General features: G+C 49.1%; 22 protein-coding genes. 16 read left to right on the top strand and 6 right to left on the bottom strand.

Annotated features, from left to right (window positions below; genetic code table 11):
- The first annotated feature begins 64 nt into the window (after positions 1-64).
- Entirely contained in the window at positions 65-2029 is a 1965-nt protein-coding gene (gene shc / locus METTU_RS02770) for a squalene--hopene cyclase (protein WP_006889768.1), read from the top strand.
- A gap of 191 nt (positions 2030-2220) precedes the next feature.
- On the opposite strand, the gene METTU_RS02775 is transcribed toward shc, so the two are convergent.
- From METTU_RS02775 to METTU_RS02785, 3 genes are all read right to left on the bottom strand, one after another.
- Positions 2221-4449, bottom strand: coding sequence for a sensor domain-containing protein (locus tag METTU_RS02775; RefSeq protein ID WP_006889769.1), 2229 nt, complete (start codon positions 4447-4449; stop codon positions 2221-2223).
- Positions 4446-7022, bottom strand: coding sequence for a chemotaxis protein CheB (locus METTU_RS02780; protein ID WP_006889770.1), 2577 nt, complete (start codon positions 7020-7022; stop codon positions 4446-4448). Before METTU_RS02780 ends, METTU_RS02775 begins: the two co-directional genes overlap by 4 nt.
- A 662-nt stretch (positions 7023-7684) precedes the next feature.
- Positions 7685-8149 (bottom strand): Spy/CpxP family protein refolding chaperone, encoded by a 465-nt coding sequence (locus METTU_RS02785; protein ID WP_006889772.1) that lies wholly within the window; start codon positions 8147-8149, stop codon positions 7685-7687.
- Positions 8150-8298: 149 nt separating this feature from the next.
- Between METTU_RS02785 and METTU_RS02790 the strand changes: the two genes are divergently transcribed.
- The 8 genes from METTU_RS02790 (at position 8299) to mgtA (ending at position 15525) form a co-directional block, all read left to right on the top strand.
- Complete coding sequence (locus tag METTU_RS02790) at positions 8299-8601, top strand: OmpA family protein (protein WP_040579570.1); 303 nt, start codon at positions 8299-8301, stop codon at positions 8599-8601.
- Between the two features lie 102 nt (positions 8602-8703).
- Positions 8704-8844 carry a DUF3096 domain-containing protein gene (locus METTU_RS22125; protein WP_006889773.1) on the top strand — a complete coding sequence of 47 codons (141 nt, stop codon included), beginning with the start codon at positions 8704-8706 and terminating at the stop codon, positions 8842-8844.
- 79 nt (positions 8845-8923) lie between these two features.
- Complete coding sequence (locus tag METTU_RS22130; protein ID WP_006889774.1) at positions 8924-9082, top strand: DUF3309 family protein; 159 nt, start codon at positions 8924-8926, stop codon at positions 9080-9082.
- Between the two features lie 756 nt (positions 9083-9838).
- Positions 9839-10021 carry a CsbD family protein gene (locus tag METTU_RS02800; protein WP_006889775.1) on the top strand — a complete coding sequence of 61 codons (183 nt, stop codon included), beginning with the start codon at positions 9839-9841 and terminating at the stop codon, positions 10019-10021.
- A gap of 208 nt (positions 10022-10229) precedes the next feature.
- Entirely contained in the window at positions 10230-10376 is a 147-nt protein-coding gene (locus METTU_RS22960; protein WP_006889776.1) for a lmo0937 family membrane protein, read from the top strand.
- A 559-nt stretch (positions 10377-10935) separates the two neighbouring features.
- Positions 10936-11157 carry a hypothetical protein gene (locus tag METTU_RS02805; RefSeq protein ID WP_006889777.1) on the top strand — a complete coding sequence of 74 codons (222 nt, stop codon included), beginning with the start codon at positions 10936-10938 and terminating at the stop codon, positions 11155-11157.
- 170 nt (positions 11158-11327) lie between these two features.
- Positions 11328-12917, top strand: coding sequence for an oleate hydratase (locus METTU_RS02810; protein WP_006889778.1), 1590 nt, complete (start codon positions 11328-11330; stop codon positions 12915-12917).
- Entirely contained in the window at positions 12871-15525 is a 2655-nt protein-coding gene (mgtA, locus tag METTU_RS02815; protein WP_254257806.1) for a magnesium-translocating P-type ATPase, read from the top strand. Before METTU_RS02810 ends, mgtA begins: the two co-directional genes overlap by 47 nt.
- Before the next feature lie 183 nt (positions 15526-15708).
- On the opposite strand, the gene METTU_RS02820 is transcribed toward mgtA, so the two are convergent.
- Complete coding sequence (locus tag METTU_RS02820) at positions 15709-16248, bottom strand: PRC-barrel domain-containing protein (RefSeq protein WP_006889780.1); 540 nt, start codon at positions 16246-16248, stop codon at positions 15709-15711.
- Between the two features lie 393 nt (positions 16249-16641).
- Between METTU_RS02820 and METTU_RS02825 the strand changes: the two genes are divergently transcribed.
- The 3 genes from METTU_RS02825 (at position 16642) to smbP (ending at position 17609) form a co-directional block, all read left to right on the top strand.
- Positions 16642-16827: a CsbD family protein gene (locus METTU_RS02825; RefSeq protein ID WP_006889781.1), complete on the top strand. Its 186-nt coding sequence runs from the start codon at positions 16642-16644 to the stop codon at positions 16825-16827.
- A 102-nt stretch (positions 16828-16929) separates the two neighbouring features.
- Entirely contained in the window at positions 16930-17208 is a 279-nt protein-coding gene (locus METTU_RS24245; RefSeq protein ID WP_006889782.1) for a CsbD family protein, read from the top strand.
- A gap of 83 nt (positions 17209-17291) precedes the next feature.
- The gene (smbP, locus tag METTU_RS02835; RefSeq protein WP_006889783.1) at positions 17292-17609 is read left to right on the top strand and encodes a small metal-binding protein SmbP; all 318 of its coding nucleotides are present in this window, start codon (positions 17292-17294) and stop codon (positions 17607-17609) included.
- A 355-nt stretch (positions 17610-17964) separates the two neighbouring features.
- Here smbP and METTU_RS23500 read toward each other — a convergent pair whose 3' ends face one another.
- Both METTU_RS23500 and METTU_RS21535 read right to left on the bottom strand, forming a co-directional pair.
- Positions 17965-18114 carry a hypothetical protein gene (locus tag METTU_RS23500; RefSeq protein ID WP_006889784.1) on the bottom strand — a complete coding sequence of 50 codons (150 nt, stop codon included), beginning with the start codon at positions 18112-18114 and terminating at the stop codon, positions 17965-17967.
- Between the two features lie 10 nt (positions 18115-18124).
- Positions 18125-18643, bottom strand: a complete 519-nt coding sequence (locus METTU_RS21535) for a BRO-N domain-containing protein (RefSeq protein ID WP_081466860.1) — start codon at positions 18641-18643, stop codon at positions 18125-18127.
- Between the two features lie 573 nt (positions 18644-19216).
- Here METTU_RS21535 and METTU_RS02845 point away from each other — a divergent pair.
- From METTU_RS02845 to METTU_RS02860, 4 genes are all read left to right on the top strand, one after another.
- Complete coding sequence (locus METTU_RS02845) at positions 19217-20935, top strand: ATP-dependent nuclease (RefSeq protein WP_006889785.1); 1719 nt, start codon at positions 19217-19219, stop codon at positions 20933-20935.
- A 540-nt stretch (positions 20936-21475) separates the two neighbouring features.
- Positions 21476-21808 (top strand): helix-turn-helix domain-containing protein, encoded by a 333-nt coding sequence (locus METTU_RS02850; RefSeq protein ID WP_006889786.1) that lies wholly within the window; start codon positions 21476-21478, stop codon positions 21806-21808.
- Between the two features lie 237 nt (positions 21809-22045).
- Positions 22046-22186, top strand: coding sequence for a hypothetical protein (locus METTU_RS23945; RefSeq protein WP_217182766.1), 141 nt, complete (start codon positions 22046-22048; stop codon positions 22184-22186).
- A 15-nt stretch (positions 22187-22201) separates the two neighbouring features.
- Positions 22202-22507 (top strand): BrnA antitoxin family protein, encoded by a 306-nt coding sequence (locus tag METTU_RS02860; RefSeq protein WP_006889787.1) that lies wholly within the window; start codon positions 22202-22204, stop codon positions 22505-22507.
- Positions 22508-22523 lie beyond the last annotated feature (16 nt).

Genomic DNA, 22523 nt, shown 5'->3' on the forward strand with positions numbered 1-22523 from the left:
GCTATCAATCCCAATGCGCCGACCAAAAGCCCTAACAGTAAAGTGAATTAAGGAAAACCATACAATGCGAACAGAGATATCTTCACTTACCAGTTTGGATTCTGCCTATACCGGCTCCTCCTATTCTCCGTCAACCCTGGACAGCGCGATTGACCGAGCTAAAGCGCAGCTTATAAGGCGGCAAAGCCAGGAAGGTTATTGGGTATTCGAACTCGAAGCGGATTGCACCATTCCCTCCGAGTACATCCTGATGATGCACTACATGGACGAAATCGACGGAGCACTTCAGGCCAAGATTGCCAATTTTCTCCGTACACAACAGAGTACGGACGGCAGTTATCCGCTTTATAAAGGCGGCGCGGGTGACATCAGCTGTACCATCAAGGTCTATTACGCCATGAAAATGGCCGGCGATTCTATCCAGGCGGTGCATATGGTCAAGGCTCGCGACTGGATACTGGCACAGGGTGGTGGCGCCAGGGCCAATGTCTTCACTCGCATCATGCTGGCCATGTTCGAGCAGATTCCCTGGCGCGGCGTACCGTTCATGCCCGTGGAAATCATGCTGTTACCGAAGTGGTTCCCGTTTCATCTGGACAAGGTATCCTACTGGTCGCGTACTGTCATGGTTCCGCTGTTCATCCTCTGCACCTACAAGGTCAAGGCGCGCAATCCCCTCAAGATCGGTGTCGCAGAACTGTTCGTTACCCCGCCGGATAAGGAAAGAAATTATTTTTCCCACGTCAAAACGCCGCTAGGGAAGGCCATATTGGTCGTCGAGCGCATGGGTCGCCTGATGGAACCGCTGATTCCGGGGTTCGTCCGCCGTAAGGCTACCGCCAAGGCGCGCGACTGGTTCATGGAAAGATTGAATGGTTACGATGGTCTGGGGGCGATTTTCACGGCCATGGTCAACGCCTATGAAGCCATGGATTACCTGGGTATTCCTCCCGACAATGAACAGCGGCGAATTGCCAGAGCAGCTATCGATCGTTTGTTGGTCATCAATGAGGATATGGCCTACTGCCAGCCCTGCGTCTCTCCCATCTGGGATACCGGCCTGGTTGCGCTGGTCTTGCAGGAAGTCGACCGCCACGAACGCGATCCGCACACCCGGCAAGCCCTTAAATCAGCCTTGAGCTGGCTGGCCGGCAAACAATTAAAGGACGAACCGGGCGACTGGCGGATCCGGCGCCCCAATTTGCCGGGCGGCGGTTGGGCCTTCCAGTTCGGCAACAGCTATTACCCCGACGTTGACGATACGGCGGTGGTGGCTCTAGCCTTGATCCAGGCCGATGATCAGGCGTTTGCAGAGAATATCGATCGGGCAGGCATCTGGATCGCGGGTATGCAATCCAGTAATGGCGGTTATGGCGCTTTTGACGCCGACAATACCCATTACTATCTCAACCACATTCCATTTGCCGACCACGGCGCCTTGTTAGATCCTCCAACTGTCGATGTCAGCGGACGCTGCATCATGTTCCTGGGCAAGCTTGTTAATCAGCACCCTGAATACAGGGCGGTCATCGACAACTGCATCGATTACTTGCGTAATGAGCAGGAAACGGATGGCTGCTGGTTCGGTCGCTGGGGCACCAATTACATTTACGGCACCTGGTCGGTGCTGATCGGTTTTGAAAGCGCCGGCGTTGCCAAGCAGGACCCCAGTATTCGTAAAGCCGTAGTCTGGCTGAAATCCAAGCAACGCGGCGACGGTGGGTGGGGTGAGGGCAATTACAGCTATCATAATGACAAGATCCGCGGCGAATTCGATGTCAGCACGGCATTCCAGACCGCGCTTGCGCTGCTGGCATTGCTGTCGGCCGGTGAACTCGGCTGCCCTGAAGTCGAGGCCGGGGTGAATTATCTGCTGAAAAGCCAGCAGGCTGACGGCTTCTGGAAAGACGAAAGCTTCAATGCTCCCGGCTTCCCCAAGGTTTTTTACCTGAAATACCACGGTTACGATAAATTTTTCCCGCTCTGGGCGCTGGGCCGCTATCGCAACGAGCTCTGGGTCTCGGCGTAAAGAAACGGCCAGTATCCTAAAGAAGCGCTGAACAAATCATTCCCATTCATGGTTCGACAAGCTCACCACGAACGGTTTAACTTAATGGCCGTGACATAGCGCGTGGGAACGAGGTAAAAGCAATCTGTTTAATCGGTGTCGCCTAGAGGCGCCTACTTTTGGTGAGTTGTCTGAATAGATATAAAAGAACTTCAAAGCCCAGTATCGTTTCGGGGGTGGAATAACAGTTCAAACTCTTCGGCCGGAACCGGTCTGGAAAACAAATAGCCTTGCCCATAATCACAGCCGGCTTGCATAAGAAAGTCTCGCTGTTCCGCTGTTTCTATGCCCTCGGCGATAACTTTCATACCCAGTTTGTGCGCCATCATGATCATAGTCTCGCATAAAGTCCTGTCAGTGGAATCGGTGGTTACATTACGAACAAATGACTGATCGATCTTTAAATAATCGATGTCGAATTTTTTCAGGTAGGACATGGATGAATAGCCGGTGCCGAAATCGTCGAGCGATACCTGCATTCCCGTATCCCTATAGATGAGCAATTTTTCCGAAACGATGGATGAGGCATCCATCAACAACCCTTCCGTGATTTCCACTGTGATACTGGCCCCAGGCAGCTCCAGGTGCTGCAAATGCTCGAACCAGCCGTTAATGTTGTCGTGTTGGCTTTCGAACTGGACAGGAGATTTATTGACGCTAATTTGAAAGTGCGGATGGTGCTTGCTGCGCCACTTTAGCACCTGCTTCGCCGCCTGATGGAATACCCATTCGCCGATTTCGACAATCATGCCGGTGTCCTCGGCGATAGGGATAAATTCGGCTGGGCTGATCAGTCCTTGAGTCGGGTGCTGCCAGCGAATCAACGCCTCGGCTTTGTGGATGTCGCCGGTCGCCAAGTCTACAATGGGTTGGTAAGCCACCCAAAATTGTTGGTTGGCCAATGCATTGCGTAAGTCATTGGTTATCCGCAATCGACTGTCTGCTGCCGCCTGCATTGAGGGCGCAAAATAACAAAAGCGCTTGCCTCCCTGACGCTTGGCGGCATACATAGCCTGATCGGCTTTTTTAACCAGTTCATCCACAACAACGGCATCATCAGGAAACAGGGTAATGCCAATGCTGAGCGAAACATAGCAGCTCTCATGTTCCAATTGGAACGGAAGCGCCATACTACCCAGAATACAATTCGCAACACGCTCAATGCTGTTGAATTCATCCAGATTATCCAGAATGATGATGAATTCATCCCCTCCCGGACGTGCCAAGGTATCGCTGTCACGGATACAAGCGTCCAGGCGTTGAGCTACTTCATTGAGCAGTCGGTCACCTATTTCATGGCCGAGGGTATCGTTGATATCTTTAAATTGGTCAAGGTCGAGGAACAGTACGGCTAATTTTTGACCCTCTCGCTTGGCTTTTTTGATAGCCTGCTGCAGCCGGTCATAGAATAGTCTTCTATTAGGAAGTCCGGTAAGCAGATCAAAATCTGCCTGTTTACGAATAATGTCTTCAGTCTGTTTTTTATCTGTAATGTCGGAAAACATGGCAACCCGGTGCACTACCTCGCCGGTATCACTATAGATTGTGCTAATTGACAGCCACCCAATGAACTCACCGCCATTTTTACGCAGGTTCCATATCTCACCCTGCCAATGGCCGGTGGTGTTCAGTAAATGCCACATTTCCTGATAAAAGGCCTCGTTTTGACGGCCCGATTTAAGTAAAGAGGTTGATTGGTTTATCGCCTCGGCAGCGGTGTATCCGGTTAATCGGGTAAAAGCCTCATTAACGGAGATAATTTGGTTATTGGCATCCGCCACCATAATGGCTTCGTCAAGTGCCAAATAGATGGTGGCCGCAAGTTGCAGTTCCTGCACGTTACGTTTCTGTTCACTGATATCAATCATTGATGCTAAACAGGTTTTGCGGGAGGCATCAACAGTCGCCTCGATGCTTACCCAGATGGGGATGCCGCCAACCTGTAAAGTAATTTCGCATTGTTGGGCCCCTTCGCCGGTAAACACCGTTTCCAGAAAGCGTTTGAAAACCTGACGATATTCTCCGGATACGTGATTGATAAATTGTTTTCTGACTATTTTGCCTCGTTCGATGCCCAGCAACAGTTCACCGCGAAAGTTGGCCTGATGAATGCCGCCATCAGCCGCTAAGGTAAAGTAGGCGGTCGGGGCAAAATCAAACAATTCGGTATAGCGTTCCAGCGCAATTTCAGTCGTAGCACGGGCCTCTTGCAAGGCTTCGTTCTGCATGACCAACTCAACCTGATGCACCAGCAATTCATGCACTAGCTTTTTTTCGTCGGTTAGCGTGTCGGTTACTGGCACAAGGTTGTCTGAGATCACTTGCTCTGCGAACTGGCGAAGGTTTTTGGTCTCCTTGGCTCGATCGTGCTTTTTTTTCATGCTTGAGTACTCCGCAACTGGATTTCCAGTTTTTTGGTTGCGGAGATGTCAATAAAGGTGATGACCACGCCGTCAATTACGTTATCTTGAGTACGATAAGGCATAATGCGTACTTTAAACCAGCTGCCGTCGTGCCGTTTGACCTGCTTCTCCGAAAACACTAATGTCTTTAGCACCCCCGCCACATCTTGGTGCAATCCCGGATAATCCAGGTTCGCGGCAATATCGGATAGAGGCCGACCCACATCACTCGGAATCAGCTTGAACAAATCAACGGCATGACTGGTAAAGCGGCGGATTTTCAGCGCATTATCAAGAAACACCGTGGCGATTTCCATGCTGTTGATCAAGTTATTCATGTCGTTGTTGACCCACGATAGATCAGTCACCTTGGATTGCAGCTCGGCATTTATGGTATGCAATTCCTCGTTCATGGACTGCATTTCTTCCTTCGAAGTGGTCAGTTCTTCGTTGGTGGATTGCAATTCCTCGTTGGTCGATTGCAGTTCTTCAGTTGAAGACGTGAGTTCTTCTTGTGAAGATTGCCTTTCTTCATGGAAAGTTTGCAATTCTTCATGAGCTTGTTGTAGCTCAGCGAGTAATAATTGTTGTTCAGCGCTCGGTGATTTGCGGGAGCGTTTTCTTGTTGGCGGAGTTGCCACATCGGTAAATATGACGATCAGCATGTCGACTAATGCTTCGGGTTTAGTGAGTGCCTGTACCGTCAGGTTAATAGTTTGAGTTCCGCTGTCCGTAGCTATCGTCAAGCCGGGTAGGTAAATCGCTTCGGATTGATGTTGTGCTTTCTTTAAGGCGCCGGCGATCTCATGGCGCAATCCATCACGAGCCATCGCGTGAATATTCCAATTAATTTTCCCGGCAGGCGGCTCCAGATATTTACCGGTGCGGCCATTGATATAAAGAATATCGCCGTTGGCGTTAACCACTACGGCTGCCGGCGTGTAATTTTGCAACAAGAGCTGGTCTATCGATTTTTGCAGGTTAAGAGCGGGGGTGGTCATCGCGGTTTCTTGCTGAGTCATTGGCGCCGCGGGCAGATATTTAGTTGGAAAGTCGATTCCTGCCGGTGATATCCCCCGATCGCTGCGCTGATAGAGGCGCAATGGGTTGTCGATGGTGGTAAACAGCGAGGTAAAGTCGCCGATCGTCTCAGAATTTCCGAGCAGCAGGATGCCGTTCGTAGTCAGCGCATAATGAAACAGCGGGATCAGTTTTTTTTGTAATTTTGAATCGAAATAAATCAGCAGGTTGCGACAACTGAGTAGATCAAGCTTGGTGAATGGCGGATCTATAAAGATATTTTGCTGCGCAAAGATCACCATTTCGCGGATTTCCTTCTTGATCCGGTAACCATCGTTTTCGGCAACAAAAAACCGGCTGAGCCGCTCAGTTGATACATCGGCAACAATTTTCTCCGGATAGAACCCTTGTCGCGCTCGCTCAATCGCATCCTTATCGAGATCAGTGGCGAAAATTTGTAACTTAAACAGATGTTGGAGTTGATTTTGCGCCACGACTTCCTTGAAGATGATCGCCAGTGAATAAGCCTCTTCGCCTGTCGAGCAAGCCGTCACCCAGGCCCGTAATGTCTTGCCCGCTGGATATTTAGTTAACAATGCAGGGATGGTGCTGGTCTTAAGTAATTCCCATACCGCCGGATCGCGGAAGAAAGTGGTGACGCCTATTAGCAGCTCCTTGAACAGCAGATCGAGTTCCTGGGTATTCTTGCGCAGGTAGTTCGCGTAGTCGGCTATCGTGTCGATTTGGTGTGCCATCATGCGTCGTTCGATGCGGCGGTAGATGGTGCTCTTTTTGTAAAGAGAGAAGTCGTTGCCGGTTCGCTCCCGCAACAGAATCACAATTTGGTTCAGAGCACTTTGCGGGTTAAGTTCCCGAACCGGCTCAGGATCAATATGAACGCCTCGTGGCTTATGGTTCAGATAGGAAAATATCCGGTTCCAGAGTTCTTGCGGTGTTGCAATGATGTCAGCCAATCCTGCATTAATCGCACTGAGCGGCATGGCATCGAATTTGGCGGACTCGGGCGTTTGTACCAAGGTCAACCCCGCGTTCTCTTTGATGGCACGCAGGCCTAAAGTGCCGTCAGAGCCCATTCCCGATAGAATTACAGCAACGGCCTGTTCATGCCGGTCGTCAGCCAATGACTTGAAGAAAAAATCAATCGGCAGGCGTAACCCCCGTGGTTCGACCGGATCAAGTAGATGGAGTTTGCCGTGAAGGATAGCTAGTTCCTTATTGGGCGGAATCACATACACGTAATTAGGTTTGACTTTCATACCATCACCAGCCTGAACGACCGACATCGGCGTGATGCGCTGCAACAATTCCGGCAGCAGCCCCTGCTTGGTTGGATCAAGGTGTTGAATGACGACAAAGGCCGCATTATTGCCGACGGGGACATGGCTGAGAAGTTGTTCCAAGGCTTCCAATCCACCCGCTGATGCGCCAATGCCGATAATAAGCGGCGTAGTATCTGCCTTGACACGCACCTTGCGGGTCGATGTCGGCTGGGAAGTTTTGTTGGCAGTCATGTTAGGTTTGACTTCAAGTGAGAAGGAATTCGTTTAGGTAGGAGAATGAATCATTTTCAGTTCCATTGAAATAGACTGAGTCTAACACCAATACATCAACAATGACATTTCATGCCTGGCCACTGCTAATAAGCAGTGGGCTAATTCAGAATTTGTGCAGCATTAGTTAACCATCTGGTTTTGGCCAGTTTAGGTTACTCATTTACACGGGAATCCTTACGGTCACCCAACATCTACCGATGACGAATATTAAGCGGAAAAAACAAACTGATACCGGGTGATTGCTGTGGCGGATAGTATACCGGCGGCGGGACGAAGACCGGTTGCGCATAGATATAGGGTTGCCGATAGATAGGCCGGTACCCATAACCAGGCCGATATCCATGGTTATCGCGATCCCCATGCCACTCCCTAGGGCCGTAACCGTCGTGTCGGTTGCCCCGTCCATGGCCGTGGTCATGATCTGCGAGCGCCGACGATATAGAACAAATGCTGATCGCCGAAGCAAAAATGAGTGTCATCACGACCTTGTTGCCGGTTGAGCTGAAGCACCTAAGTCGCTGTATTAAAGATTTCATATTGACCTGCCTTTTCTGGAATGCTTGATACGAGTACGAACTACGTGTTGGAACTGCCTGATCCAGGCATAACCGTACTCGTAATTATTTGCCACCCGATTTCTTGTGGCTATGCTTGTGCTCACCATGGCGGAACAAGGCATCCGCTTCCTTTTTTTGTGCGTCCGACATGCCGGCATAGAGGTCGGTAAACAACGGCGTCAGTTTTTTGATTCCGGCCGCATGGGCATCGGTGATTTCACCATAGGATTTGAGATCGTCGACAGCCGTCATGTCCTTGGCATGATCAATCCTTGCCTGAGTAAGCGTGTCCATGGTTTTGGCATCGTCGAGCATTGCCTGGGCGACCTTGCCCCACTGCTCTTCCTGCGCCGGCGTGATCTTGAGCTTGGCGTGCATGTCTTTGATGCGTAATTCGACGCGATCCTCGCGAGCATTTTTATCGGTGGCGAGCGCTACTCCCGGCGCGAGAACCATAGTGACGGCTAGAGTCGCTGCCGCAATAAGGCGAGCGCTTGCATAAGTGAATTGATTGCCGCTTAGTTTCATAGGTGTTATCCAGGTTTATTTAAATTTTGGCGCACATACAAATTACAGGGTGCGCCTTCGGAAATCACTATATCCGGTAACCTGGCGGCACTCTGTTCGTTAAGGCACATACAGCAAAACAATACTGAATTAACCGATGTTACGCACGGATGGTATTTCTCCCGTTTGCCGCGCCGAGCGCAAGAAATAAGCGGCAACCGGATAAAGTGTTGATTGAAGGTCACACCGATAATGTCGGCAGTAACAGCACCCATCAGGGGCTGTCTGATCGACGCGCCTATGCTGTATGGACGGCTTTAAACGATATGGGTATCAGTAGCGATCGTATCAGGACGCGCGGTTATGCAGACGCGTATCCGGTTGCTGGCAACGACACGACGGCTGGTCGTCAATTGAATCGTCGCGTGGAAATAATCCTCTCCGACGCAAACGGTAACATAGTTCCACGCTAGGCAGGATCTGGATCGGGCGATGTTTTTATGTTCGATACCGTACAGACTCAGTTCAATCTTGCCTATAAACTTTAATTTGACTTAACTTAAAGGATAACTCTGATGAATATTGCAATCGAACCCTTACTGGCACTGGTGATAGGCATATTAATTTTGCTGGTTCCAAGGTTTTTAAATTATTTCGTGGCTGTGTATTTGATCGTTGTGGGTATTTTGGGGCTTACGCACCATACCCTCACGTGAGTGTTTATCCCTACGGGTTAAGCCGTGCCGTTTAGGAACGGTTTTTAGTTAACGTTTTTTCTCAAACAGGAGCACTATCATGTCAATTGGCACAATCTTACTCATAATTCTTGTTCTGATGCTTGTTGGCGTCCTTCCAACCTGGCCACACAGCCGGGGATGGGGTTATGGACCCACTGGTGGACTCAGTCTGTTGCTGATCATTTTACTAGTTCTGGTGCTATTGGGCAGAATCTAGCTGGGAAGTAGTTCCGTTATGATTGCATCTTTAGATTCAAAGCCGATACGCGTTTTCGCTAGTTCCCAAGCTCCAGCTTGGGAATTCGGTTCTGGAAGCTCTAGCTTCCCGTCTCGCAAAGCTACGACTTGCATGGACAGATACTTGCTCCTGCAATATCGGCATTCCCCACATTCATGTGGGTTATGCAGGAGGTAGGGCACCAACAGTAGGCGCTTTAGGCGACGCAGGAGCGGTTGCCGAGAGCTTTGTTAACAGGATTCCCGAGCTGGAGCTCTCGTCGTTATACATAAGTATTGAAAAGCACGTCATCCCGGCAGGGATTCATGTCAGGCTATCCTGCCTGACACCCTTTGGGATAATGCAAATCCGTTCCAGACGGATTTGTGCCGGGATCCAGGCTACACGGACGTACACAGCTGGCCATCCATGGCACTGGATACCCGCTTCCCGGCGGGTATGACGTACTTGTGTATAACGACGAGCGCACTGCGTGGGAATGGGGTCAAGGCGCGCTACGCCGTATACGGGACGGCAGCGCGTCCGGCACTGCATTCCCACGCGGCGCGTGGGAACGAGGGTATCCTCGCAGATACTTGTGTATAACGATGAGAGCAGGAGCTTGGGAACCAGCGCAAACTGATTATCTATGTGCGGTGCCGCACCGACTGGATTCAATTTTACTTATATTGTGAGTGAGCAAGGGGAAACCTCCCATGCTTAGGTCATAGAAAAATTAATTATCAGGAGAAACTCATGAACAAAGATCAAATGAAAGGCCGGGTCGAAGAAACCAAAGGTAAAGTTAAGGAAGCCGCCGGTGTGTTGCTGGACGACGAAGGTATGGAAGTAAAAGGAAATATCCAAAAGAATGTCGGCAAGGTTCAGAAGACCTTTGGCGATCTCAAGGAAGATCTCAAGGATAAACTTGACGACTAACACGAGCGCTGTTGAGTTGCGCAGCAGTCCTTCCAAGTTGGACTGCTGCACAACCGCAACGGGATGCTCTTAACTATCTTTTTACACTCTCGATGAACTGGAACTCGCCGTTGATGGGTTAGCATCGTTTTGACCTTCGGCCAACCTTCATAGGTTTATCTGTGGTTTATATTGCCGTCAATTGACGGCCTCTTACGGAGAAGCACACATGTTAGAAACTCTCGCAATCCTCCTAGTCATCCTCTGGATATTTGGTTTGGTCTCCTCATACACAATGGGTGGGTTTATTCACATTCTGTTGGTTATCGCGATTATCGTTATCGTGCTACGGGTCATTCAAGGACGACGTGTCTGAGCCTATGCAAAGCGTTATCGGCCGGGGCAATTCGGATCAGGCAGCTTGGAAACCCGTATTCAGACTTCGCAATAATGGTTTTCCGGTTCCCAAGCCGGAGCTTGGGAACCAGCAATTGTAAGTAACCGATGGATATTGGCGCTGTCATATGTATGTTAGTAACTGATGTTACACAGTTAGTCGAATTCGACCGCTTTAATATTAAGGAGTCGCTAGCGCGACACTTGATTGAATCGGGTTGTCGCCCCCGAAGGCGAGTTACTTTCTTTTGCTTCGCCAAAAGAAAGTAACCAAAGAAAAGGCGACCCGGTTGCCGCTTGCTTCCTGCGCTCCTCGCTTTTATCGAGGGTCAGCGAAGGGGCTCCTGCCCCTCTGCTGACGCGCGGCATCCCTGCCGCGCCCCTAACGGGCTGTTCTCGATAAAAGCTCCGGTGCTCGGCGCGGCAAACGGGAGAAATACCATCCGTGCGTAACCTCAGTTAGTAAATGACGTCAATTTTATAGTAAGTACCGCCTACTTAGGCCGAGTACCCAGAGTATCATTTAAAGGAGAATCAAGATGAGCGCAGTCAAGATGATGGCCATTGTACTGATCATAGGCGGCCTGTTGGGGCTGGTGTATGGTCAATTCAGCTATACCAAGGAAACCCAGCAAGCCAAGCTAGGTCCGTTGGAACTGTCGGTTAAAGATACCGAGACAGTCAATATTCCGGTCTGGGCCGGTGTAGGGGCGATAGTGGCAGGCGGCGGACTTCTGCTTTTTGCCAGCAGGAAGAGCTAGAGCTGTATCAACCTAAGACTATTCGCAATAGTTGCGGGTCCGGGAAAGGCGCTTTGTTAAATGAATATGGAGGTCGGCAATTAGAGCGCCCTGCTGACTTACGGCCTTTAAACTAAACAGGTTTACCATGCAGAACATCCATCAAATTAACACTGCGGACGCATCAGTCGATGCCTAGAACTACGCCGCATAATAAGAATAAGGTGTATTTTGTCGGAAGCGGTATCGCTTCTCTCGCGGGTGCGGCTTTTCTTATTCGGGACGGTCTTATCCCAGGCGATAATATTCATATTTTCGAAGAACTTGAAATCACCGGCGGCAGTCTGGATGGAGCCGGTTCAGCGGACGAAGGTTATGTCATTCGTGGCGGCCGAATGATGGAAGAACACTACGTCTGCACCTACGATCTGTTTGCAAGCATTCCTTCGCTGACTGATTCAGCCAAAAGCGTCAAAGATGAAATTGTCGAGTTTAGCCGCAAATACGTCAGCTCCTCCAGATGTCGATTGGTCAGGGACGGCAAAAAAGTCGATGTTTCATCGTTTGAGCTGAGTGAAAATGATCGCCTGGATTTATTCGCCCTGCTTATCCATTCTGAAGACTCGATTGGCGATAAGAGCATTGAAGACTGGTTTTCGCCCTCGTTTTTTGAGCATAATTTCTGGCTGATGTGGGCGACGATGTTCGCGTTCCAGCCTTGGCATAGCGCGGTCGAACTCAAGCGCTATCTGTTGCGATTCATTCAATTGTTTCCCGACTTCAGCAAGATGGGTGGCGTTTGGCGCACACCCTATAACCAGTATGATTCGATGATACGGCCTCTTACTGTCTGGCTCCAGGAACAAGGCGTGCATTTCTCGCTGAATACCGAGGTCACCGGGCTTGATTTTGACTTGGGCGGCGGTTGGCGATCGGTTCAGGGCATTCGCTATACCTGTGATGGCGAGCCTAACACTATTGCCGTTGGCATGGATGATCGGGTGTTCGTCACGCTGGGCTGCATGACGGAGGGCTCCAGTTTGGGTTCTATGACATCCCCAGCCATTCTGAACTCGGAAAAATCAGGCGGTTCATGGGACTTGTGGGAAGATATTGCCAATGGCCGCCCAGGGTTCGGACATCCCGCAGTATTCGCCGAGAATATTGAACAGACCAAATGGCAGTCATTCACCGTGACCCTAAGTGATCCGGCGTTCTTCACGTTCATAGAAGAATTTACCGGCAATGAGGCCGGGACGGGCGGGCTATTCACCTTGGTGGATTCGAACTGGTTTATGAGTATCGTGCTGGCGCATCAGCCGCACTTTATCAATCAACCCGAGAACATCTTCGTATTCTGGGGTTACGGCTTATTCCCGGACAGGCTCGGCAACTTCGTCAACAAAGCCATGTCCGAGTGTACGGGTGAGGAGATTTTGATTGAGCTTTTCCAGCACCTCAAACTGGGCGACAAGACTCAGCCCATCATTGATGCGGCAATCTGTATTCCGTGCATGATGCCGTTCATCACCAGCCAATTCATGCCCAGAATCAAGGGAGATCGTCCAGACGTAGTGCCGCTTGGGGCGAAGAATTTTGCGTTTATCGGGCAGTTCTGCGAAATCCCGGATGATGTGGTGTTTACCGTTGAATATTCGGTAAGGTCAGCGCAAATGGCGGCCTATAAACTTTTTGACATCAAAAGGGACATTCCACCGGTATTCAAAGGTCAGCATGATGTCGGCGTGCTCTTCAACGCACTCAAAACGATGCACAGGTAAAACCAATCATTACATCAGACTCGATATTCAGGATGACCGCATGAACAAACCGAGAGTAAAAGCCAAAGCCACGTCTGAAGACCCGGCTTGGTGGCTGAAACCCCTTGCAGAACCTCGGGCTGACTTGGCTACAGATGCAGCCGGTTTATCCAATGCCGAGGCCCGTTCCCGACTAGCGAAATTTGGACCCAACCTGTTCCGCGATCATAAGGAACGGCCTTTATGGTTGCAATTTATCTCCCGCTTCAAGAACCCGCTGATCATCCTCCTTTTGGTGGCCAGTGCGATTTCCGCCTTTACCGGCGAATTGACCAACTTTGTCATCATCACGGTGATGGTGCTGTTTAGCGTAACGCTGGATTTCATCCAGGAGCACCGCGCCGGCAAAGCGGCAGAAAGCTTGCGCAAGACGGTTTCGGTGCGAGCCAGAGTTATTCGAGACGGCAATTCAATGGAGGTGCCGGTAACCGAGGTGGTTCCCGGTGACCTCGTCGTGCTCTCCGCGGGTGATATGGTGCCAGCGGACGGTTTGGTACTGGAAGCGGGCGATTTGTTCGTCAAACAAGCCTTGCTGACCGGTGAATCCTACCCAGTGGAAAAACGACCGGGAGCTGCTGCCGCTGATGCCACCGAACTCCAGGACGCCGCTAACGCCGTGTTCATGGGCACCACCGTTATCAGCGGCAGCGCCAGAATACGGGTGGTTAAAACAGGTACCGGCACCGCCATCGGTGCTATTGCCGACAGCCTTAGCCGCCAGCCGCCGCCGACGGCCTTCGAAATCGGCACGCACCGTTTCGGTCTGCTTATCATGCGCCTGACCATCTTGCTGGTGTTGTTTGTGCTGCTGGTGAATGCATTCATGCATAAACCCTGGCTGGAGTCCTTCCTGTTTGCCGTGGCGCTCGCGGTGGGCTTGACGCCGGAACTGCTACCGATGGTGGTGTCAGTCACGTTGTCGCGGGGCGCGTTGCTGATGGCGAAGAAACGGGTGATCGTCAAACGCTTGACCTCCATCACGGATCTGGGATCAATGGATGTTCTGTGCACAGACAAGACCGGCACGCTGACCGAGGCGAAGATCAGGCTGGAACAGCATGTCGACCCGCAAGGAAAACCCAGCGAACGGGTGCTGGAACTCGCCTATCTCAACAGCTTCTTCGAGACCGGCCTCAAGAGTCCACTCGACGACGCAATACTGGCCCACGAAAATATCGACGTGAGCGCCTGGAACAAGATCGACGAAGTCCCGTTCGACTTTGAACGACGGCGCGTATCCGTCCTGCTGGACAAAGGCAATGGCCGGGTGCTGGTGGTCAAGGGTGCAGCCGAGGAGATTATCGCCCTTTGCACCCGTTATGAAGAACAGGGTAATGAAACCCAGATTCCGCTCGATCAAGCCGCTCGAGTAAGGATACACGAGGAGCATATCGCCCTTGAAAAAGAGGGCTTCCGCGTATTGGGCATCGCTTGGCGCGAAGTTCCGCTTGATCACTCAGATGCGGTTATCGGCGACGAAGCGGAGCTGGTGTTCGCGGGTTTTGCGGGGTTCCTCGATCCGCCTAAGGAGAGTGCCGGTGCCGCACTCGCCGCGCTCAAGGAGTGGGGCGTGACGGTCAAGATTGTGACCGGAGATAGCGAACTGGTGACCCAGCATGTCTGCGCCCAGTTGAACATTCCGGTAACGGGGGTATTGACCGGCAAAGAGATCGCACAGATGGATGACTCGGCCTTGCGGATCAGAGCGGAAACAGCGAACTTGTTTTGCCGGGTTAATCCCTCACAGAAAGACAGGGTGATACTCGCGCTCAGGGCTCGCGGCCACGTGGTCGGCTATCTGGGCGACGGCATTAACGATGCGCCGTCGCTGCAGTCGGCGGATGTAGGCCTGTCGGTGGAGTCGGCGGTCGATGTCGCCAAGGAAGCGGCCGACATGATCCTTCTGGATCAAGACCTGAACGTCCTGCTTGACGGCGTACTGGAAGGTCGGCGAACTTTCGGTAATATCATGAAGTACATCATGATGGGCACCAGCTCCAACTTCGGCAACATGTTCAGCATGGCTGGTGCGGCGCTATTCTTGCCTTTCCTGCCGATGCTGCCAACCCAAATATTACTCAATAATATTCTGTACGACCTTTCCGAAGTGCCGATCCCGCTGGATAAAGTGGATCCCGAGGAACTCCGTAATCCTCGGATATTGGACATGAACTTTATCCGCAATTTCATGCTGGTGATCGGTCCGATCAGTTCGGCTTTCGACTTCCTGACTTTCTATGTCATGCTGACAGTGCTGAAGGCTAATGAAACGCTGTTCCAAACTGGCTGGTTTGTCGAGTCCCTATCCACTCAAGTTTTGGTAATATTCATCATCCGTACCCGCGGCAATCCATTTAAAAGCCGTGCCCATCCGATTCTGGTCGCAACTTCGCTCGCGATTGTAGCGATCGGCGCTACAATCCCATTTATCCCTTTGGGGACGTATTTTGGCTTCGTTCCGCCGCCTGTCGAGTTTTATGCCATTCTGGCAGCCATGGTGGTGATCTATCTGGTGATGGTCGAGGTGGCCAAGAGAGTTTTTTACCATTGGCATCGGAAAACCAAATAGTACTAAGTCAGTATTATTATATCGGGTACAGGGAATGCTTCCTCTTGTAAACGTGCCCGTCAAAATATGAATTAAGCGAACAGCTTGTTTAATCTCTAATCTTAATATTTGCTTTTAGACAGGAAGGGGGGCAGCTTTTAAAGCCGCAACTCTGACCTCAGAGTCTGCCCCTTTTGTATCCTGTTATGGGTTGATGTGATAAAACTGATTGATCTCTTCGCGCTGTAGATCCCATTTATTTGAACTGTCCGGCCAATGTTTCTTATCAAACCCTGGCGCGTTTTTTAATGTCTCCTTATCCAGATCAAGGACGTAATATTCTTTATCGCGAGTCCAATGCAGCACTGACCATGGAATGGCAAAAAGCTTGTTCCCCAGGCCCAAAATGCCGCCGAAGGAAACCACTGCATAGACTACGTGACCGCTCTCGGGATCAATCACCAGATCCTTGATGCCGCCCAGGTTTTCTCCTTTCGTGTTTTTTACATTGGTACCGTTAATTTTGCTGGCCCGGCTCACCTGTAGCATCTCTTTATTGACTTCATGGGTAGTCTCGAGCGATTCCTTGCGGGTCTCCTGTTTAAGTTCTTTCTGTGCTTCTTTAACCTCCTGTTGTCTTTCGACTAACTCCTTTTGTTTCTCAGGGACGTCAGCCGCATAGGTAGTACTCACGAGCGTCGCACTCAGAAACGACACGGCTACGATGGGGATAAATGATTTCATATTGCGTACTCCAACTTTTAAAAATGACCGGTTTCTCGATAAGTTTCGAGACTGACTCAGGTTCTTTGTGACATTTCACAAACCCGTACCCAGTCTATCTAATGCATAAAACATCGTCGGTACGGTATCGAACATAAGAGTTCTAGCCCCGGTTGTGCTGAATTCAGCACAACCGATAGATAGAAGCTGCGGTTGGCGTTATGCGAACAATAAAGCAGCGCCATGAAATTTTAATAGCCATTGAGCGTTGCCGAACAAAAGCGCTATGTTCGCTGCCGCACCGAACACATTCTGGTTTACGTGTATTGTTTTCTACAAGCGATGGGAAAACATCATTCCCCGCTTTGGGCATGGCAATGTGGTCATGGTTAACTTAATTATCAGGAGACACTCATGAACAAAGATCAAGTAAAAGGCAAAGTCGAAGAAGTCAAAGGTAAAGTCAAGGAAGTCGCCGGTAAGGTACTGGACGACAAAGGTATGGAGATAGAAGGAAAAGTCCAAAAGAACGTTGGCAAGGCCCGCGCAGGCCTTGGCAATCTCAAGGAAGACGTCAAGGATGAACTTGAGGACGACTAAAACAAGCGCTACTGAGAGCTGTGCAGTTGAGTCCGGACAAGCCGGTTCAACTGTACAGTCTTAGCGGGACGCTCACGAACCGCTTTTTTACAGGAAATGAATATGAAACTGACTAACATGAAAAGCACCGGCTTATTGACAGCTGTCTTTTTGACCTTCTGTTCGTTTGGCGCTTATGCCGAAGAAAGCAAAATTAAGACCAACGTGAACGAAGATCAGGTAAAAGGCCGCGTCGAAGAAGGCAAAGGCAAAGTCAAGGAAATCACCGGCAAGGTACTGGACGACAAAGGTATGGAGATAGAAGGCAATGTCCAAAAGAATCTCGGCAAGGCCCAGGCGGGCTATGGCGATCTAAAAAAGGACATTAAGGACAATAAATAACACCGGAATTATTGAGCTGCGCAGGCACTGGCCTGCTGCCCGGTAGCATCGGGATACTCTTAAACTTTTATAGGAAATTGAATATGAAACTGACTAACATGAAACACACCGGCTTATTGGCGGCTATCCTTTTGACCTTCTGTTCGTTTGGCGCTTATGCAGTAGAAAGTCACATGGAGCAAGCGCTTAAGCACGCAGAGGCTGCGGCCAAAGCTGATGATGGAAAGACTATTGCCGAACATGCGGAAGCAGCGAAGACCCATGCGAAAACTGCCGATGAACACTTGGATGCCGGCATCAAGAGCTTGAATGATGCTATCGATCACGGCAAGATGAAGCATCCCGAAGCAGCAAAGAAGGCCGCCGAAGAAGCTCTAACACATCTGAAAGCCGCGCAATAAACGACCATCGTTTTTTCGGTATCACAAAGAACGGCGGGTTATTTACCCGCCGTTAATTCCACATAAAGCAACGATTTATAAATGAAATAAAAATTATAAATCATTGATTGTCTGTCAGTTGGCGGCATTAATCGCCGGATCAATCCAATACTCGCCATTTTTAATTTCAGATTTTAAGCACCCACGCTTAACAGTTTCGCTACTTCAGCACCAACTTCTGTTTCAAAATGTATTTCACTTAAAATTTTTTCTGCAAAAACCGCGCGGGTGAGGAGGAGTGATTTTTGGCGGGGGCGGGCTTGTCTGGGATTTGCTGCGTGGCGGTGGGGGGGGCTAGAGCCCGGCTGTTGGTGGGTTAGTGGAGGGGTGCGGCCAGATCTTTGATCAGAGTGTTGAGTAGGCAGTAGATTTGTGTGGCCGTGATGGTCTGTTGATCTACAGCGGCGCTGATGCCTTGGGCTGCACCGTTTAATGCTTCGGTGAGTTGTTCTTGTTCTTCTGTCATCGTCCTCTCCTTATTGCGTAAGCTTGGCTTGCGAATCATCGAACAGGTCTACCTGGTTGCAGTCCTTTGCTATCCAATCGTCCGGCGGAATCGGCTGGTTGACGATGTTGCAGAGTCGGCGCAACGGGTCTTGTAGCAATTTTCTTCTGAATGCATTCTTATTATTTACGATTTGTAAGGATATGCTGTCAATTTGCCTTGATATACTGCTTCGATTTTTGATGCCGATGGTGCCGAAGAATCCGGTTTTGCGGATCTCGGGCAGGACGGTTTCACAAACCCAGTTGGCGAAGTCTTTGGCTTTGGGTTTATTAGAGCGAAAGATCAGGTGATAAAGACCGGCTTCGTTGATGAAATAGGCATCTTGTTCGCCTTTTATGGTGATGAGATTTATCACCATAAACCAGTTTTCCGGCATGTTTTCGAGGGTTGCTGATGCGCCTGACCAGACAATATCAAGCGCCTCGCAAACGTTTTTAGCGCAGAACCAGACTTCGCTGTGTTCGTCGGTGGCGGTGCGGATATCCAGCTAGGCGAACTGGAACGGATTGGCTAAGGTTTTTAAATCCATATTACACCTCCCGAGTTATAGCTGGTGGCAACAGCTGGGCAGGCAATACACGCTTAGCGCGTTGGTAGCGGATTTGAAACAGACGGGCAGAGATTTGGTAGCGTAGCGGCGCATTGGCGACTAGTCAGGTTAATATTGTTCATGGGTGACTACTTGACTGTGGTTGTATAACCACCGACCGGAGATCTCAAACTCAGGGCGGCGGATGATGTATCGGGTTGAGATACCGGGGCAAGGATCCGGCGAGCCTCTCGGCTCCTCAATACACCACCCACCATAACTGTAAGGGCATAAAAAAAGCCATGAACCTTTCGGCGCATAGCTGCTACGCCTTGACCATACGGGATGCGAAACCCGACTCCCGTTTTTGCGAGAGCGTGATTGGGTTAGTTGTAATTTTTTAGTTTGTCAATTGAGGTGTTTGCTTGGTTGGGTTACGGCTAGTAGCTAAACTAATCTAAGCGGCTTATTCCATGAACTATAAGTACTTGATAAACAATTTGTTAGTTTACACAGGATCGAGAATTAAGAATGAAATTTGAAGCGATTAGAATAAAGAATTTTAGAACTATTGAGGGCGAACAGGAAATAGAACTTGGTCACGGTATCACCATTGTTGGCCCCAACAGTAGTGGCAAAACTAATATTCTTAAAGCAATCGAAATGGTGTTTACTGGCTACGAAAACAAACTTGATTATGACATTAAGGATGATTTAACTTTTGGTGTTGGTAATGGACAAACAAGTCTGATAGCTACTTTCTCAGGAGATAGGAGTAGTAAAGATAATGAATTCTTTGTTCTTTATGATGAATTAGTAGAGATGCTAGAGGCAGAAAAAGAACCTACGAATACTTTTGCGTTATATTTGTCATTTGCGAAATCTGGAAAACCAATATACCGATTTTTTTCTAATGAAAAAATGAAAAAGGATTTTCAAGCCCAGTTCTCAAGGAAACAAATGATTGCAGTCAACACCTTGCTAGATACTTTCGTTTGTCACTATGTGCCTTCTTCAAAAAGTATTAATGATTTGTATAATTCTCTGTTATTGCCATTTATTAAGCGTGCAGTATCCCGTGTATTAGAAGATAAACTTCAAGCAATAAATGAAAGTCTACGTTTGATTTCATCACATTTGGATAAACAGCTTGCAGTTGCTGGGCTTCCGAATATTAAATCTCACTTTTATTTACCTAACGGTTCTTTAGAAGAACTATTGCATCAATTTGAATTTCAACTTTCAGACCCAAATAAAACCACTATAAATAGGAAAGGAATGGGTATCCAAGCGTCCGCGATACTTGCATCCTTCCTGTGGATCACTAAAGAGGAAAAGCGTCATGATAAAAGTCCTATTTGGCTAATAGAAGAGCCAGAATCATATTTGCATCCTCAGTTAGCCGAATCATGCCATAAAATGCTTAATGAAATTAGTATGGAGGCTTTATTAGTTACAACAACTCATTCGCTTGGGTTCGTCAGTCAAGACCCCAAAAAAATAATTGGTACTATGCTCGATAATAATACGACGAAAGTAATTAAATATGATACTTATGTTGGAGCTACATCTTCTATACGTAGTGCCCTTGGTGTGAGGTTTAGTGATTACTATAACTTAGGGTTATTAAATGTTTTTGTAGAGGGAAAGTCGGACAGAGAAATATTTCAATGGTTTTTAGGTAAAGTTAAGTCACAGGAAGATGGAAAATATTCCTGGGTTCATGTTAGGGCGGCTGAGTTTCTTGATTTTTCTGGTGTTTCTGGGATAGAAGGATTTATGAAAGCTACCTATGAGTTCATATATAAAGAGCGCCCAGTCATAACTGTTCTTGATGGCGACACTGCTGGAGACAAAACGAGACGAGCACTTCAGCAATACTTTGGTAATAAGGAAGTTCCTTTTCAGGCCAATATAAATTTTATTAGTTTGCATACCGGGTTTTCTCTGGAAGGTTTGTTCCCGCATGAGTGGATAATAGATGCACATGAAGAGCATCCTAATTGGTTTAGTGAATATTCAATTGATGTGGAAGGTAAGCTACAGCCTTTTCTCATGAAAACTGACAAAAATAAGGAGCAATTAAGACACCATTTAATTGCTAAAGCTGATATTCAAGAAAATTATGAGTGGATCGTTAGATTCGAGACGGTGTTAGATATGCTTGATAGCGGGCTAGAAAAAGCCTATTTAGACACATACGGCACAAAAATGGAAAGCTATAAGGTGGATTCGCCACTAGCCATGTAGCAAATTAGCCTGGTAGGTCGGGCAACTGCGTTTTGTTGCTCGACAATTTCGATGTCAGCGCGGTAGGCTGGGTAGAGCATCGCGAAACCCAGATTTGATGCGAAATCCGCTGGGTTTCATTACATTCAAAGCTGTAAGGTGGATTCGCCGTTAGGCAATCCACCACACTACGACAGGCTGTCATCGACGTTGTGCGTATGTGGCAGTTTGCTACGCGAAACCTCCCTACGGGACTACAACTTTAATCCTTCCCCTCTTATCTTTGTCAAGTCTTATAAAATACTTATAATTTGACTTATAAACACGATCAGCTGGAAACCCCAAAACCCTTAAGCAGCTTTAAACGATCAAGGAAATCGCCATGCGCCAGCGGATTTTTATACCGAAGCGCAGGTATTGGCTGATTTCCCTAATTGACAGGGCGTTAAAAAGCTGACTAACCATGCCTACAGTTACCGCCTGCGGGTAGGTGATTTCCGGGTGTTTTCGAGTTCGACGGCGACGTGCGTATTATTGACATTGAAGAGGTGAAAAAACGCGATGAGCGCATTGACTAACTACCAAACCATTCTAGGCGACGACGGCAAACCGGCGTTTGTAGTGCTGCCCTATGCCGATTTCGTAAAACTGCCCGGCGTTGTCCGCCCCGGCATGATTCCGAACGCTGTCGTTGGTAAGCGCGTCATGGATGGGGTCAGTATGCTGCAAGCTTGGCGTGAATACTTGATGCTGACTCAAACCGACATGGCAGAACGCATGGGGATTAGCCAAGCAGGTTACGCGCAGATTGAGGCCGCCACGCGTCCACGCAAAGCCACACTGCAAAAAGCCGCCGATGCCTTGGGCATTACGCTGGAGCAGTTGGCGTCTTGATTGCGTTGGGCTGAGGTACGAAACCCAGCACTATTCGGCCCCGATCTGAGGCGCATTTTATGAGCAGTTTGGGCGGAGAGAAGATTTGACGCACTAAATAAACGTATATACAGTTATTAGCATGAAAAAGGAACTCATCTGGGACGAAACCAAACGGCAAGCCAACCTGCAAAAGCATGGATTGGACTTTGCCGAAGTGCCGGGGAAGTGTTCAAATCGCGTTATCGTTTGGATTTAATGGTCGAGAGAAATGGCGAGCAGCGCCTACAGTCTTTTTCGTATGTGATGAATCGGCTGGCGGTTTTATCCTTGGTTCATTTGGATCGCAACAATACGGTGCGGGTCGGGTCGTCAGCTTTCGGCCTGCAAGCCAACTAGAATCGGAGATGTATTATGAGTGGCTCGAAAACAACGTCAATGAGTCGTGAGCAAATTCTTGAAGCGATGAAAACGCCACCACCCGGCGGGTATTACGTTTGGGACGGTGTTGATGAAGATGATCGCCCAGCGACTGAGGAAGAATTACGTGCAGGTATTGCGTTAGCGCGAAGCCGTGGGCGTCCGGCTGGTTCAGATAAAACCAAGATTGCATTGTGTGTTGATAATAGTGTGTTAGAGGCTTTCCGTTCCACGGGTAAGGGCTGGCAAACACGCATGAACGAGGCATTGGAAGAATGGCTTAAAGAACATGCTGCGTAGTTCCGGCATGATCCCC

Source organism: Methylobacter tundripaludum SV96, assembly GCF_000190755.2.
GTDB classification, from domain to species: domain Bacteria; phylum Pseudomonadota; class Gammaproteobacteria; order Methylococcales; family Methylomonadaceae; genus Methylobacter_A; species Methylobacter_A tundripaludum.